The sequence below is a fragment of the Streptomyces sp. NPDC040610 genome, from assembly GCF_055594065.1.
Genome location: NZ_JBVIXA010000008.1, coordinates 43801 through 57972 on the forward strand (window position 1 = coordinate 43801; position 14172 = coordinate 57972).

The following is a 14172-nucleotide window of genomic DNA, read 5'->3' on the forward strand; positions in this document are numbered from 1 at the left end:
TCGCAATAACTCTTGATCTTGTGTAGGGGTGTGGAGCATGAGGGCCGGATCGATACGTGGCACCGGTGCCGTCGCGGGGGCGGCCGCACTGGCGGTCGCCGCCACGGCCTGCTCGGCGCCGGACGACGGCAAGGGCAGCGGCGGCGCCAAGACGTCGGCGGTCGTCGGCATCGCGTACGAGCCCGAGACCCTGAGCCCGCTCCTCGGCTACGGCAAGGACGGCAACTCCAAGATCTTCGACGGGCTGCTCACGCACGACGCGGACATGAAGCTGAGGCCCGCGCTCGCCGCGAAGCTGCCGAAGGTCAGCGGCGACGGCAAGACCTACACGTATCAGCTGCGCAAGGGCGTCAAGTTCAGCGACGGCAAGCCGTTCACGGCCAAGGACGTCGTCTTCACGTACGAGACCATCCTCGACAAGAAGACGAACAACGCCTCCAAGACCGAGCTGGACGCCGTCAAGAGCGTCGAGGCCAAGGGCGACGACGCCGTCGTCTTCCACCTCAAGTACCCCTACGCGCCGTTCGCCGAGCGCACCGTGCTGCCCATCGCGCCCCAGCACATCGCGGGCAAGCAGGACGTGAACACCGGCGCCTTCACCACCAAGCCCGTCGGCACCGGACCGTACGAGCTGGTGAAGTGGTCCAAGGGCGAGAAGCTGGTCTTCAAGGCCAACCCCGGCTACTGGGGCGGCGCGCCGAAGGTCAAGAACTTCACCATGGCCATCGTCAAGGACGACGACCTGCGCGCCACCCGGCTGCGCACCGGCGACCTCGACGGCGCCATCCTGCCGCCCAACCTCGCCAAGACCTTCGAGTCCGACGGCGGCAAGCAGACGTACGCCGCCAAGACCTTCGACTACCGCGTCGTGACCCTGCCGACCGGCAACAAGGTCGCGGGCGACACCGCCGTGCGGCGCGCCCTCGACATCGGCGTGGACCGCAAGACGATGGTCGACCAGATCCTGGAGGGCGCGGGCAAGGAGGCCTACGGCCCGGTGCCGACGGACAGCCCCTGGTTCACCAAGGGCACCGAGCGGAAGTTCGACGTCGAGAAGGCCAAGAAGATCCTCGACGACGCCGGCTGGAAGCCCGGCAAGGACGGCGTCCGCGAGAAGGACGGCGTCCAGGCGAAGTTCCCGCTGTGGTACCTGACCGGCGACAAGCTCCGCCAGGACCACGCCCTCGCCTACGCCTCCGACGCCAAGAAGCTCGGCATCAAGGCCGAGGTGCAGTCCGGCACCTGGGAGGTCATCGAGCCCCGCATGGCGAAGGACGCGGTCCTCGCGGGCGGCGGCTCCCCGGCCGACCCGGACTTCGACCAGTACACGCTCCTGAACTCCGCGCTCGCCGGTGACGGCTTCAACAACATGGCGCACTACGACAACCCCAAGGTCGACAAGGCCCTGGAGGACGCCCGCAAGAGCGGCGACCACGCGAAGCGCCAGGCCGCGTACGACACGATCCAGCGCGAGCTGGTCAAGAACCCCGGCTACACCTTCCTCACGCACATCGACCACCTGTACGTGGTGAACAAGTCCTTCGGTGACCTCTCCACGCAGGTCGAGCCGCACGACCACGGCCTGGCCTCCGGCCCGTGGTGGAACGTCGAGGACTGGCAGCCGAACAAGTGACGTCGGCTCCCAGCAAGCCCGCCGAGTCCGCCGCGCCCGCCGAGGCGGCCCCGGCGGCCGGGCGGGGGCGGCGGGCGCTGCCCTGGGGCCCGATGGCGCGGCTCGTGGGACGGCGGGCGGTGTTCGCCGTCCCCGTCCTGCTCGTCGTCACGTTCGGCGTCTTCGCCGTCGCCGCGGCCTCGCCCTTCGACCCCGTCAAGGCGTACGCGGGCACGGCCGGGCTCACCGCGTCCCAGGAGAACCTCGACCAGCTGCGCGCCAACCTCGGCGTCGACAAGCCGCTCGTCGAGCGCTGGTGGGACTGGCTGACCGCCGCCCTCCGCGGTGACTTCGGGGACTCCCACACGCTGCGCCAGCCCGTCGCCGACGCCATCGGCGAGCGCATCGGCTGGTCGGTGCTGCTCGCCGCGACCGCCTTCGTCCTCGCGATCCTGCTCGGCTCGGCCCTCGGCGTGCTCGCCGCGCGCCGCCCCGGCGGCTGGCTCGACCGCGGCGTGACCTCGCTCGCGTACACCCTGGAGGCCGCGCCGCCGTTCTGGCTCGGCCTGCTCGCCGTGTGGTTCTTCGCCCTCAAGCTGGGCGTGCTGCCCGCGGGCGGTCTTACCGACACCTCCAGCACGGTGGTGACGGCCGGGCAGGTGACCCACCACCTCGTCCTGCCCGCCGCCGTCCTCGCCGTCTCCCAGCTTCCCTGGTTCGTCCTCTACGTACGCCAGGGCGTCGGCGACGCGCTCGGCGACGACCCCGTCCGGGGCGCCCGCGCGCGGGGCCTCGCCGAGCGGACCGTGCTCCTCAAGCACGCCTTCCGCTCCGGCATGCTGCCCGTGCTCACCCTCGTCGGCTCCCGCGTGCCCGAACTCATCACCGGCGCGCTCCTCGTCGAGACCGTCTTCAGCTGGCCGGGCATCGCCGCCGCGACCGTGCAGGCCGCCACCTCCGTGGACTTCCCCCTGCTCGCCGCGCTGACCGCGCTCGCCACCGTCGCGGTCCTGCTCGGCAACCTCCTCGCGGACCTGCTGTACGGGCTCGCCGACCCGAGGGTGGGATTCGATGGCTGACACCCGCAGTGCACAGGCCGAGGCGTCGAAGGCCGCCGCCGCTCAGGTCACCTGGCGTTCCGCGACCGGCCGCGCCGCCGCGGGCACGCGCAGGCAGTCCCGCTCCACGCGCGCGTGGCGGGTCTGGAGCTCCGCCGCGATCGTTGCGGCCGTCGTGCTCGCCGTGCTGATCGTGCCGCCGCTCGTCGACCTCGACGAACAGGCCGTGCATCTCGCCGACAAGCTCCTTCCGCCGTCCCTGGAGCACCCGTTCGGCACCGACGACGTGGGCCGCGACCTGCTCCTCCGGTGCGTGTACGGGCTGCGCGTGTCCCTGCTCGTCGGCGTGGTCGCCGCCGTCGTGGCCACCGTCATCGGCACCGCCGTGGGTGCGCTCGCCGCCGCGTCCGGCGGCTGGGTCGACCGCGTCGTGATGCGGCTCGTGGACGTCTTCTCCTCCGTGCCGCACCTGCTGCTCGGCATCTTCATCGTGGCGATGTTCCGGCCCGGCGTCTGGCCCGTCGTGATCTCCGTGGCGCTCACGCACTGGCTGTCGACGGCCCGCATCGTGCGCGCGGAGGTCCTCTCGCTGCGCTCGCGCCCGTACATCGACGCCGCCATCTCCGGCGGCGCGTCCCGCTGGCGCGTGACCGTGCGGCACCTGCTCCCCGGCGTCCTGCCCCAGGCCGGGCTCGCCGCCGTGCTCATGGTCCCGCACGCCATCTGGCACGAGTCCGCCCTGTCCTTCCTCGGCCTCGGCCTGCCCACCCACCAGGCCAGCCTCGGCACCCTCGTGCAGGGCGCCCGCAGCTCCCTCCTGGCCGGCGACTGGTGGCCCACCCTGTTCCCCGGCCTCTTCATCATCGTGCCGACCCTGGCCATCGCGGGCCTCGCGGGCGCCTGGCGCGACCGGATCAACCCGCGCCGCCGATCGGAGCTGATGCTGTGACTGGGTTGTCGAAGGGGGCCGACGCCGAGCCCCAGGCGAGTGATCGGACGGCGGCGGGGGAGACCGCGCGCGAGGCGGTGGACGGGACCGGACGTGAGGCGGTCGGCGGGTCCGCCCCGGCCGCCCCGCCTGCCCAGTCCGCCCCACCCGCCCCGCCCGTTCTCTCCGTACGCGGCCTCTCCGTCCGTTTCCGCATGCGCGGCGGCGCCCACGTGGCCGCCGTCACCGACGCGCGGTTCGACCTCGCCGCGGGCGAGTGCCTCGCGCTCGTCGGTGAGAGCGGGTGCGGCAAGTCCGTGCTCGCCTCCGCGCTGCTCGGCCTGCTGCCGGAGAACGCCCAGACCGCCGGGTCCGCGCTCCTCGGGGACGGCACCGACCTCCTCACCGCCGACGAGCGCACCCTCGCCCGCACCGTGCGTGGGCGGCGCGTCGGCCTCGTACCGCAGAGCCCCGCAGCGCACCTGACCCCCGTACGCACTGTGCGCTCCCAACTGGAGGAAACCCTCCGGGAGTTGACGGGCGTACGCAGGCCCGCGCTGCGGAAGGCGGGCGAGGCCGCCGCCGAGCGTGCCGCCTTCCCGATCGGGCACCTCGACCGCTACCCGCACGAGCTGTCCGGCGGGCTCGCCCAGCGCGCCGCCACCGCCCTCGCGCTCATCGGCGACGCCCCGCTGCTCCTCGCGGACGAGCCCACCACCGGCCTCGACCGCGAGCTGGTCGACCGCACCGTCGACGAACTGCGGCGGCACGTCGGGGACGACCGGGCGCTGCTGATGATCACCCACGACCTGGCGGCGGCCGAGCGGATCGCCGACCGTGTCGCCGTGATGTACGCGAGCCGCATCGTCGAGATCGCCGACGCCGCCGACTTCTTCGGCGGGCCGGGGCCACGCCACCCCTACGCCCGCGGGCTGCTCGACGCGCTGCCCGACCGGGAGTTCAGGCCCGTCCCCGGCATGCCGCCCGAGCTGTCCGCGCTCCCCGAGGGGTGCGCGTTCGCCGCGCGCTGCGAGCGGGCCGACGAGGCCTGTGCCGTCGTACCCGTGCTGCCGGCGGAGCCTTCATCGGGCGCCGCCTGCCACCACCCGGTCGCCGCCGCCCTGGAGGCGTCCCGTGCTTGAACTGCGTTCCCTGACCGCCGGATACGACCGCCGCGACCCCGTCGTCCGCGACGTGAGCCTGACCGTCGAACCGGGCGAGTCCGTCGGCCTGCTCGGCCCCAGTGGCTGCGGCAAGTCGACGCTCGCGCGTGTCGCGGCACTGCTGCACCGGCCCGACCGGGGCCAGGTCGTCATCGACGGCGAGGCCGCACGCGGCTGGCGCCACCGCGCGCCGCGCGCCCAGCGCACCGCGTTCGGCGTCGTCTTCCAGCAGCCCCGGCTCTCCGCCGACCCGCGCCTCACCCTCACCCAGCTCGTCGCCGAGCCCCTGCGGGCCACCGGCCGCGCGGCCGAAGTCGCGGATCGTGTACGGGAGTTGGCGCGCACCGTCGGCCTCGGCGAGGACCTGCTCGGCCGCCGCCCGCACGAGGTCAGCGACGGCCAGCTCCAGCGCGCCTGCCTGGCCCGCGCCCTGGTCCTGCGCCCGCGCTGGCTGATCTGCGACGAGATGACGGCGATGCTGGACGCGTCGACGACGGCGGCGCTGGTGGCGGCGGTGGAGGACTATCGGGCGGACAGCGGCGCGGGACTCCTCGCGGTCGGCCACGACAAGGTGCTCCTTGAGCGGTGGTGTGACCGGACGGTGCACTGGGGCGAGCTGACGGGGGCGTAGGCGGGCCAGTTCAGGAAGCGTGCCCGGTACCGTACGCGGCGGCCATGGGGGAGTCGCCCATGGTGACGAAGGTCCGGATGGCCGCCAGGTAGGCGTCGCGGTCGATCAGTCCGTCGCCGTCGGTGTCGAGAGCGTCGAATGCCGCGTCGGCGCCGGTTTCCTCGTTCCCTGCCGCCGAACGCATACGGATGAATTCGTCACGGTCCAGGTGCCCGTCGGCGTCGGAGTCGGCGATGTCGAACAGGGAGCCGAGAGCGGGCCGGCAAGAGCGTTCGAAGGCGTCATGCCCCACCCAGCTGCGGTATTCCTCGAAGGTCACGCGCCCGTCGTGGTTCGCGTCCATGTCCTGGAAGACCGCCTCATGGGCGGCTCGCGAGGTCGCGACGACCGGGTGATGCGCGTCGCGCCCCATGGCGAGGGCCACGCGGTCGACCCGTGCGAGGTATTCCGCATGAGTGACGGCGCCGTCGCCGTCGACGTCCAGCATGGCGAAGATGCGGTGCTGCGGTGAATCGGACCCTGGGCTGGGCATCTGGCTTCCTCCCGGCTGCTCACGTGGCTTACGAACCGTCAATTTACCCACAAAGCGGGTGGAAGACGCATATCGAGAGGGTGGTGCGTCCCCGGAGCGCAGATGCACGGACAGGCTCGCACGTCGCTACGTACTCCTGCCGCCACAGCGTGACGGACACGGCTGAGCCGACGGCGAGCAGGACACCGAACAGGACCCCGGTCGCCGGGCCGCGCGGTGGTGACGTACCGGTCCGACGCTCCCGTCCTGACGGACACCCCCGCGGCCGTCCGTGGTCCGCCCAGGGGTCAGCTCGTGAGTCGGCCATCGGCCAGTGCGGCGGCGGAAAGCTTGCCGCGCGGCGCGGTGGCGTCCGCGGTCCCCAGGCACCGTCCGCCGTCGAACAGCCCCAGTTCGTACCGCACGGTGTCCTCGTCGTGACCGGTGACGGCGATCCCGATGTCGTAGGAGCGGGGGTGGAGGACCTCGCCGAGGTAGTTCACGCGGTAGCGCCAAGGGAGGTATCGCGGGAGCTTGCTCGCGGCGTCGTCTCCCAGCAGACGGTGTGCGTGGGACGCGATCGCCTCGTCGTACCAGCCCAGTTGGGCGATGTAGTTGACGTGCCGGTTGAGATCGACGTCACCGACGCGGCTGTGGACGGTGGCGGCGGCCGGGTAGTACTGCCGCTCGCGGCGACGCGGCTCGGGTTTCGACGCGACTGGCGCACTGGTTCCCGGCAGTCGCAGCTCGGCGAGGTCGGCGAGCAGTTCGTCCGGCAGGGCGACCGGCCCTGACTCGTCGGCGAGGACAACGGTGGCCTCGGCCGTGGCGACGAGGCGCTCGTCGACGAACATTCCTTGACCGTAGGTGTACGAGGACCGTCCGATCGCGCGGACGCCGGTGCCGACCCGGACGGTCGCACCGACCCTGCCGAACGCCGTCCGCCGTTCGACGTGCTGGCCGACGAACAGGATCTGGTACGGCTTGAACCCGCCTTCAGCCCTGAGCCTGTCGAATCGCGGGAAGCGCAGGCCGACCCGGGGGTGCTCGAACAGACGCGACAGCGCCACTGTGCTGGTCGTGCCGTCCGGTGCGAGGTCGCCGAACCGTTGCACCACCTGCTGGTGGTCGGGAAAGGCGTCCTCGCCAACCGGCTCGTGGAGGTCTGTCATGGGGCCCATTGAACTTCATGCACGCACCGCGTGCAACGGTGCGTGCAGCACCGCTTTCGCGGGCTGGTGGAGCGCTCACTCCGCTCGGCTCCGCTCCCAGTAAGCTGCCGTCATGCGTCAGCGGTGGAGTAGACAGACCATTTTGGATGCCGCCGTGGAGCTGCTTTCCGGCTCCGAGAGGGACGAGTCGTTCAGCATGCGCAAGCTGGCCGCCGAACTGGGCACCGACTCCTCCAGCCTGTACCGCCACTTCCGCAATCGCACCGAGCTGATGCTCGCGATCGTGGACCATGTGCTGGTCCAGGCCATGCGCGGCTACCGGCGGCAGGGACCCTGGCGTGCGCGGCTCGTCGATCTGATCCTGCGCTCATGGGACGCGTACGCCGCGCTGCCGCAGCTGGCCAAGGACGCAGGCCACTATCCGGGCAGCGGACCCGGCAGCCGCCTGGTGATCGAGGAGACGCTGCAGGCACTCGGCGACGCCGGAGTGCCCGAGGAGCTCATCCCCGAGTGGAACGACCGGCTGCTGACCTTGTCCGTGTCCCTGATCTCCGCGCACGCGGCCAGGCAGTCCTCCGGTCCGGCCGAGCAGAAGCACAGACGGGAAACATTCCAAGTGATCACGCTGGGCGCCGACCCGGCGGACTTTCCCGCGCTCGCGCACTACGGTCGCCGCATCCACCCCGTCGGTTTCACCCGCGAGAGCTTCCTCGCCACGATGGATCTGGTGCTGGACGCGGTCCCCGCGCGCCAAGAACGAAGCTGAACCCGACACTGCGGTTCAGAGGGTCGGTCCCGCCCGCCTTCGTGGGCGGACGGTGACCTCGCCCCGGCGCTGCTCCACCTTCAACCCCGCTCCACCACCAACACCTCCACCCCCCGCTCCCGCATCCCCCGCAGCTCCTCCCGCGCCACACCGTCGTCGACGACCACCACATCGAAGTCCGTCAGCGGCGCGAGCGCGTACAGGCCGTCGCGGGTGAACTTCGTGTGGTCGGCCAGGAGCACGCGGCGCGTGGCCGCCGCCATCATCGCCCGCTTGACCTGCACGGTCTCCGGTGACGTGTGATAGCAGCGGCCGCGGGTCACCGCCGTCGTCGACATGAAGAGGACATCCGCGCGGAACGCCGCCACGCTGTCGGCCGTGTGCAGGCCCATGAACGCGTCGTACGCGGGGAAGTAGGCGCCGCCGAGCGCGATGAGGGAGACGCCGGGCTCCTTGGCGAGCGCCGTGATCGCGGGCAGCGAGTTCGTGAGGACCGTCAGCGGGGTGTGCCCGGCCAGCTCGCGGGTCAGGTGCAGGCACGTCGTGCTGTCGTCGAGGAGCACCGTCTGGCCGGGGACGAGGAGCCGGGCCGCGGCGCGGGCGAGCTGTTGCTTCGTCTGGGCCATGGTCGTCATGCGCTCGGCGACGCTGCCGTGGAACTGCGCCGACGGCAGGGCGGTCGCCCCGCCGCGCACCTTGCGGAGCCACCCCTGCGACTGGAGGAAGTCCAGGTCGCGGTGGACGGTCATCAGGCTCACGTCGAACGTGTCCGCGAGGTCGGCCGCCCGCACGAACCCGCCCGCCACCACCTGCTCCCGGATGCTGCGCCTGCGCTGCTCGCGCACCTCGACGCGGTCCGCCGCGCCGCCTTCGGCCTCGGCCATGGCTCTGCCTTCCCGGTCCCATCAGTGTGAAGTATCCGAGTGATGATCTCACGTACTTCACTCGGTACGGGAGTGCGGATCCCGGCTCGACCGGCGGCGGACGCGGGCGCCGCACGTCATCTCACGCGGCCCGCCGCCCACTCCGCGTGAGGATTCGCTAAGTGTTTGACGTGCCTTTTCGGCCAGCTGTTTGCTCTCCCCAGCCCAGTCGACGCCGACCCGTCCAAGGTGCGGCTGACCCTGTCCATCCCACGCCCTCTGGGGGAGCTTCGATGACGAACAGCCCCGTGCCGCGTTCGCTCTTCACACGCGCCGGTATCCCGCGGCCCCTGTCCTGGGGCTACCTCGGACTCCTGGCCTTCATGACGGGCGTCGGCATCGAGGCCGGCTTCCTCTCGCCGTACCTGGAGGACCTCGGCATCCCGTCGTCGCAGGTCGCGATGGTGTTCACCGTGTACGGAGTGACGGGCGCCGTCGCCGGATGGCTGTCCGCCGCGCTCTCCGACCTGTGGGGTCCGCGCAAGGTCATGTGGCTCGGCCTCGGTGCCTTCGTCGTCACGCACGTCTTCTTCCTCGCGGTCGCCGTCCCCAGCAAGGCGTATCCGCTGCTCCTGCTCGGCTACGGCCTGCGCGGCCTCGCCTATCCGCTGGTCGCGTACGCGTTCCTCGTGTGGATCGCCGCCGTCGCGCCGCCGAAGCAGATGGGCAGCGCGATGGGCTGGTTCTGGTCGGCGTTCTCCGCGGGCCTGCCGACGCTCGGCTCGCTCACGGCGAGCCTGCTCATCCCGAGGGTGGGGGAGCGCGGCACGCTGTGGGCCGCCCTCGGCGTGGTGGCGGTCGGCGGGCTGCTCGCGCTGCTCATGGTCCGGGAGCCCACCGGAGCGGCGCGGCTCGCCCCGGCGGGGGAGAGCCCCCTGGCAGGACTCACCGGCAGCCTCACCATCCTCGTCCGGGAGCCGCGCGTCGGTGCCGGGGCCGTGGTGCGGATGCTCAACACCGCCTCGCAGTTCGGCTTTCTGGTGATGCTTCCGGCGTGGTTCATGCACGAGGTCGGGCTCTCCAACGCCCAGTGGCTCAGACTCCTAGCCATCATGTTCGCCACGAACATCGTCACGAACCTGCTGTTCGGCGTCGTCGGGGACAAGGTCGGCTGGCGCACGACGGTCGCGTGGTGCGGCGGCGTCGGCTGCACGGTCTCGACGCTGCTCCTGTACTACGTCCCGGCGGCGGCCGGCGCGCAGTACGCGCTGTGCGTCCTGGTCGCCGTGCTGTACGGCGCCACCCTCTCCGGATACGTGCCGCTGTCCGCCCTCATGACCGCCATCGCGCCCGCCCACAAGGGCCAGGCCATGGCCGCCCTGAACCTCGGGGCCGGTGCCTCCACGTTCGTCGGGCCGCTCGTCGTCAGCATCTTCCGGGGGCCGCTCGGCGTGGGCGGAGTCGTCTGGATCTTCGCGGGGTTCCACGCGGTGAGCGCCGCCCTCACCCTCGTACTGAGGACCACGGCCGCGGACAGCGGCTCCGTACCCGACGCCGTCGCGCACGCCGTCGCCACCCCCGCCACGAAGGGTCTGTGACCACCATGTCGGTACTCGCCATCGACGTCGGCACCACCATGATCAAGTCGGTCGTCTTCGACGACCAGGGCGGCGAACTCGCCGTCTCCCGGCTCGCCACCGAGGTGCAGCGCCGCCACCCCGGCTGGGCCGAGCAGGACATGGACACCGTGTGGAACGCCGTCGTCTACACCGTCCGCACCGCCCTGTCCGCCCTCGCCGAACGGCCCGGAGCCGCCGACCCCGTGTGGCTGGTGACGTTCACCGCGCAGGGCGACGGCGCCTGGCTCGTGGACGCGGCGGGGCGGCCCACCGGACCCGCGGTCCTGTGGTCCGACGGGCGCGCGGGCGACATCCTCACGCGCTGGGAGCAGGAGGGCGTGCTGCGCGAGGCGTTCCGCCGCAACGGCTCGCTGACGTGCAGCGGCATGCCGAACGCCGTGTTCAGCTGGCTCGGCGCCCACGACCCGGACCGTCTGGCCCGCTCCAGCGCCTCGCTGACGGCGGCGGGCTGGCTCTTCCTCAAGCTCACCGGAGTGACCGCGATCGACGAGTCCGACGCGTCGGCGCCGTTCCTCGACCACGCGACCGGCGACTACGACCCGGGGATCGTGGACCTGTTCGGCCTCGGTGAGTACGCCCGGCTCCTGCCGAAGGTCCTCGGCGAGGACGAGCGGATCGCCGAGATCACCGGTGACGCGGCCGCCCAACTCGGCGTGCAGCCCGGCCTCCCGGTGGTGATGGCCCCCTACGACATCGCCTCCACCGCGCGCGGCGTCGGCGTCGTCAACCCCGGCCAGGCGTGCGGCATCCTCGGCACGACGCTCTGCACGGAGATCGTCCGCAAGGACGTCGACGCCACCGGGGAGCCGTCCGGCATCAACATCGCCTACCGGGGCCGCGAGCGCGTCCTGCGCGCCTTCCCGACCCTGAGCGGCGTCGAGGTGCTGTCCTGGGCGGCCCGCACCCTCCAGCTCGAAGGGCCTCCGGAACTGGGCGAGTTGGCGTTCTCCGCGCCGCCCGGAGCGCACGGCCTGATGTTCCTGCCGTATCTGTCCCCGGCCGGTGAGCGCGCGCCGTTCCTCGACCCGCGCGCCCGCGGCGCCTTCTGGGGCCTGTCCCTGGAGCACACCCCGGCCGACCTCGCCCGCGCCGTCTTCGACGGCCTCTCCCTCGTCGTCCGCGACTCGCTCGCCGCGTCCCGTACGACCGTGACGGAGCTGAGGCTGTGCGGCGGCGGCGCCAACAACGACGAGTGGTGCCGCCTCATCGCGGACGCCACCGGCGTGCCCACGGCCCGCTCGGGCGACACCGAACTCGGCGCCAAGGGCGCCTTCCTCACCGGGCTCGTGCTCACCGGCGCCGAGTCCAGCATGCACAGCGCCGCCGCCAAGTACGTGCGGATGCGCAGCAGTTGGGAGCCCGACCCGGAGCGCGCCCAGTTCTACGCCGAGTTGTACGAGGAGTTCCTGCGGTGGCGGATGCTCGTGCGCGAGGCCGGGTGGACGGCGGCGGCGCCCGGATCCCGTACGACCGCTCCCGGATCCCGTACCGCACCACCCGGATCCCGCCCCGCACCGCAAGGAGCCCCCCGTGCCTGACCCCGCCCCCCGTCCGCGCCCGGGCCCCGCCGGACTCCCGCCCGAAGCCGTCTGGCTCGGCCTCGACCTCGGCACCCAGAGCGCCCGCTGCGTCGCCGTCGACTCCGCGGGCACCGTCCTCGCCGCCGCGTCCCGGCCGCTGACCAGCCACCGCGACGGGGTCCGCCACGAGCAGGACCCCGAGGAGTGGTGGACGGCGCTCGCCGCCGCCTGCCGCGAGGTGACGGCCGCGCTCGACGACCCCGCCCGCGTCCGGGGCCTCGCGCTCGACGCCACCTCCGGCACCCTCCTGCTCGCCGACGACCGGGGCGTCCCGCTGACGCCGGGCCTGATGTACGACGACGGGCGCGCCGCCGACCAGGCCGCCCACGTCAACGCGGTCGGCGGCGCCGTCTGGGGCGAGCTCGGCTACCGCTCCATGCAGGCGTCCTGGGCGCTGCCCAAGCTGCTGTGGCTCCTCGAACACACGCGGGCGGCGGCGCGCCCGGACGTCCGCCTGCTGCACCAGCCCGACCTCGTCACCTGGCGCCTGGCCGGACACCAGGTCGCGAGCGACGCCAGCCACGCCCTGAAGACCGGCTACCACCTCGTCGACGAACGCTGGCCCGCCGAGGAGTTCGCCCGGCTCGGCGTGCCCGCCCCGCTGCTCCCCGACGTGGTGCGCCCCGGCAGCGTCCTCGGCACCGTGTGCGCGGCCGCCGCCGAGGCCACCGGCGTCCCCGAGGGGACCGCGATCGTCGCCGGGATGACGGACGGCTGCGCCGCCCAGATCGGCGCGGGCGCGCTGGCGCCCGGCGCGTGGAACTCGGTGCTCGGCACGACGCTCGTCCTCAAGGGCACGAGCCCGCACCTCGTACGCGACCCCGGCGGGGTCGTCTACTGCCACCGCGGCCCCGGCAGCACCTGGCTGCCGGGCGGTGCGTCCAGCAGCGGGGCGGGCGTGCTCGCGCGCGAGTTCCCGGGGGCGGACCTCGCGCGGCTCACGGCGGCCGGGGCCGCCCTGGACGACGACGCGGTCGCGTACCCGCTCGTGTCGAGCGGCGGCGAACGCTTCCCGTTCCGTGCGGCGGACGCCACGCCCTTCGTCCTCGGCGCACCGCGCGGCGAGGCCGGGCGCCTGCACGCGTACCTCCTGGGCGTGGCCTGCGTGGAGCGGCTCTGCCTCGACTACCTGGACCGCATCGGCGCGCCGGTCGACGGGCCGCTGACCTTCACCGGCGGCGGCGCGCGCAACGCCTACTGGAACCAGCTGCGCGCCGATGTGCTCGGCCGGGCGGTGCACGTGCCCGAACAGGCCGAAGGCGCCCTCGGGATGGCGGTCCTCGCGGCGACGTCGAGCGGCGTGCCCGTACGGGACGCGGCCGACGCGATGGTGCGCGCGGGCGCCGAGATCCGCCCGGACCCGGCGCGGACGGCCCGTTGGGCGCCCGTCTACCTCGGCTTCGTCGACGCGCTGGCGGCCCGGGGGTGGCTCGCTCCGGAGGTCGCTGCGCATGCACGCGCGCGGGCGCACCGGCCGCCGCACGCGGCAGCGGGACGGGCCGCGACGGACACAGAACACCCCCGAGCAAGAGGAACAGCGCAGTGACCCACGTCATTCTCGTACGCCACGGCGAGACCGTCTGGCACGACGGCAACCGCTACGCGGGCCGCACCGACGTCGCACTCACCCCGCGCGGCCGCCTCCAGGCCGCCGAACTCGCCGCCTGGGCGGCCGGGCAGCGCATCGACGCGGTGTTCAGCTCGCCGCTGTCGCGGGCCCGCCTGACGGCGGCGCCCGCGGGGGAGGCGCTCGGCCTGACGCCGCGCGTCGACGAGCGGCTCAGCGAGGTCGACTTCGGCCGCGGCGAGGGCCTCACCCGGGCGGAGATGCGCGACCGCTTCCCCGGCGAGCTGGACGCGTTCCTCGACGACCCCGTCGCCCACCACCTGCCCGACGGCGAGGACCCGCGCGAGGCCGCCGCGCGCGCGAGCGCCTGCCTCGCCGACATCGCCGCCGCCTTCCCCGACGGCCGCGTGCTCGTCGTCGCCCACTCGACGCTGCTGCGCCTGACCCTCTGCGACCAGCTCGGCATTCCCCTGAGCGAGTACCGCCGGGTGTTCCCGCACATGGACAACGGCACCCTCACCGAACTGGGCCTGCGCGACGGGCAGTCGTCGCTCCTGCGGTTCAACGCGCCGGCGCACCCTGCGCACTGACCCGGGGCAACCCGCCGCCACCCGTACGCACAGATCCCGTACGCACAGCTTCCGTAGTCGCAGACCCCCTACACCAGTCCCCGTACGCACA

The 14172-nt window shown here is 73.0% G+C and carries 13 protein-coding genes; 10 read left to right on the plus strand and 3 right to left on the minus strand.

Annotated elements, in window-relative coordinates:
- Positions 1 to 37: 37 nt before the first annotated feature.
- The 5 genes from ACZ6AA_RS26135 to ACZ6AA_RS26155 all read left to right on the plus strand — a co-directional run bounded on the left by ACZ6AA_RS26135 (position 38) and on the right by ACZ6AA_RS26155 (position 5392).
- Positions 38 to 1633: an ABC transporter substrate-binding protein gene (locus tag ACZ6AA_RS26135; protein ID WP_471460290.1), complete on the plus strand. Its 1596-nt coding sequence runs from the start codon at positions 38 to 40 to the stop codon at positions 1631 to 1633.
- Between the two features lie 92 nt (positions 1634 to 1725).
- The gene (locus ACZ6AA_RS26140) at positions 1726 to 2691 is read left to right on the plus strand and encodes an ABC transporter permease (protein WP_471460665.1); all 966 of its coding nucleotides are present in this window, start codon (positions 1726 to 1728) and stop codon (positions 2689 to 2691) included.
- On the plus strand, positions 2684 to 3619 hold the full coding sequence (locus tag ACZ6AA_RS26145) for an ABC transporter permease (RefSeq protein ID WP_468455414.1): 936 nt from the start codon (positions 2684 to 2686) through the stop codon (positions 3617 to 3619). Before ACZ6AA_RS26140 ends, ACZ6AA_RS26145 begins: the two co-directional genes overlap by 8 nt.
- A gap of 194 nt (positions 3620 to 3813) precedes the next feature.
- Complete coding sequence (locus ACZ6AA_RS26150; RefSeq protein ID WP_468481915.1) at positions 3814 to 4740, plus strand: ABC transporter ATP-binding protein; 927 nt, start codon at positions 3814 to 3816, stop codon at positions 4738 to 4740.
- Positions 4733 to 5392 (plus strand): ABC transporter ATP-binding protein, encoded by a 660-nt coding sequence (locus ACZ6AA_RS26155; RefSeq protein ID WP_471460291.1) that lies wholly within the window; start codon positions 4733 to 4735, stop codon positions 5390 to 5392. The genes ACZ6AA_RS26150 and ACZ6AA_RS26155 overlap by 8 nt, the downstream gene beginning before the upstream one ends.
- Positions 5393 to 5402: 10 nt before the next feature.
- On the opposite strand, the gene ACZ6AA_RS26160 is transcribed toward ACZ6AA_RS26155, so the two are convergent.
- Positions 5403 to 5879, minus strand: coding sequence for an EF-hand domain-containing protein (locus ACZ6AA_RS26160; protein WP_468455418.1), 477 nt, complete (start codon positions 5877 to 5879; stop codon positions 5403 to 5405).
- Between the two features lie 332 nt (positions 5880 to 6211).
- Positions 6212 to 7075: an acyl-CoA thioesterase gene (locus tag ACZ6AA_RS26165; RefSeq protein WP_471460293.1), complete on the minus strand. Its 864-nt coding sequence runs from the start codon at positions 7073 to 7075 to the stop codon at positions 6212 to 6214.
- Positions 7076 to 7187: 112 nt separating this feature from the next.
- On the opposite strand from ACZ6AA_RS26165, the gene ACZ6AA_RS26170 reads away from it, so the two are divergent.
- Complete coding sequence (locus ACZ6AA_RS26170; RefSeq protein WP_468455422.1) at positions 7188 to 7841, plus strand: TetR/AcrR family transcriptional regulator; 654 nt, start codon at positions 7188 to 7190, stop codon at positions 7839 to 7841.
- An 80-nt stretch (positions 7842 to 7921) separates the two neighbouring features.
- Here the strand turns inward: ACZ6AA_RS26170 and ACZ6AA_RS26175 are convergent, their stop codons facing one another.
- The gene (locus ACZ6AA_RS26175; RefSeq protein WP_471460294.1) at positions 7922 to 8725 is read right to left on the minus strand and encodes a DeoR/GlpR family DNA-binding transcription regulator; all 804 of its coding nucleotides are present in this window, start codon (positions 8723 to 8725) and stop codon (positions 7922 to 7924) included.
- Between the two features lie 272 nt (positions 8726 to 8997).
- On the opposite strand from ACZ6AA_RS26175, the gene ACZ6AA_RS26180 reads away from it, so the two are divergent.
- Genes ACZ6AA_RS26180 through ACZ6AA_RS26195 form a run of 4 tightly spaced genes read left to right on the plus strand, consistent with a single transcriptional unit; the run spans position 8998 to position 14081 of the window.
- Positions 8998 to 10302, plus strand: coding sequence for an MFS transporter (locus ACZ6AA_RS26180; protein ID WP_471460296.1), 1305 nt, complete (start codon positions 8998 to 9000; stop codon positions 10300 to 10302).
- A gap of 5 nt (positions 10303 to 10307) precedes the next feature.
- Positions 10308 to 11882 (plus strand): FGGY family carbohydrate kinase, encoded by a 1575-nt coding sequence (locus tag ACZ6AA_RS26185; protein ID WP_471460666.1) that lies wholly within the window; start codon positions 10308 to 10310, stop codon positions 11880 to 11882.
- Positions 11875 to 13470: an FGGY-family carbohydrate kinase gene (locus tag ACZ6AA_RS26190; protein WP_471460298.1), complete on the plus strand. Its 1596-nt coding sequence runs from the start codon at positions 11875 to 11877 to the stop codon at positions 13468 to 13470. Before ACZ6AA_RS26185 ends, ACZ6AA_RS26190 begins: the two co-directional genes overlap by 8 nt.
- A complete protein-coding gene (locus tag ACZ6AA_RS26195; RefSeq protein WP_468481870.1) occupies positions 13467 to 14081 on the plus strand; it encodes a histidine phosphatase family protein in 615 nt (204 codons plus the stop codon). The genes ACZ6AA_RS26190 and ACZ6AA_RS26195 overlap by 4 nt, the downstream gene beginning before the upstream one ends.
- Positions 14082 to 14172 lie beyond the last annotated feature (91 nt).

Excerpts from the sequence above, each read along its gene's own strand:
- ACZ6AA_RS26135 (WP_471460290.1), top strand. The coding sequence starts at position 38 with ATGAGGGCCGGATCGATACGTGGCACCGGTGCCGTCGCGGGGGCGGCC.
- ACZ6AA_RS26140 (WP_471460665.1), top strand. The coding sequence starts at position 1,726 with ATGGCGCGGCTCGTGGGACGGCGGGCGGTGTTCGCCGTCCCCGTCCTG.
- ACZ6AA_RS26145 (WP_468455414.1), top strand. The coding sequence starts at position 2,684 with ATGGCTGACACCCGCAGTGCACAGGCCGAGGCGTCGAAGGCCGCCGCC.
- ACZ6AA_RS26150 (WP_468481915.1), top strand. The coding sequence starts at position 3,814 with ATGCGCGGCGGCGCCCACGTGGCCGCCGTCACCGACGCGCGGTTCGAC.
- ACZ6AA_RS26160 (WP_468455418.1), bottom strand. The coding sequence starts at position 5,879 with ATGCTGGACGTCGACGGCGACGGCGCCGTCACTCATGCGGAATACCTC.
- ACZ6AA_RS26165 (WP_471460293.1), bottom strand. The coding sequence starts at position 7,075 with ATGACAGACCTCCACGAGCCGGTTGGCGAGGACGCCTTTCCCGACCAC.
- ACZ6AA_RS26170 (WP_468455422.1), top strand. The coding sequence starts at position 7,188 with ATGCGTCAGCGGTGGAGTAGACAGACCATTTTGGATGCCGCCGTGGAG.
- ACZ6AA_RS26175 (WP_471460294.1), bottom strand. The coding sequence starts at position 8,725 with ATGGCCGAGGCCGAAGGCGGCGCGGCGGACCGCGTCGAGGTGCGCGAG.
- ACZ6AA_RS26180 (WP_471460296.1), top strand. The coding sequence starts at position 8,998 with ATGACGAACAGCCCCGTGCCGCGTTCGCTCTTCACACGCGCCGGTATC.
- ACZ6AA_RS26185 (WP_471460666.1), top strand. The coding sequence starts at position 10,308 with ATGTCGGTACTCGCCATCGACGTCGGCACCACCATGATCAAGTCGGTC.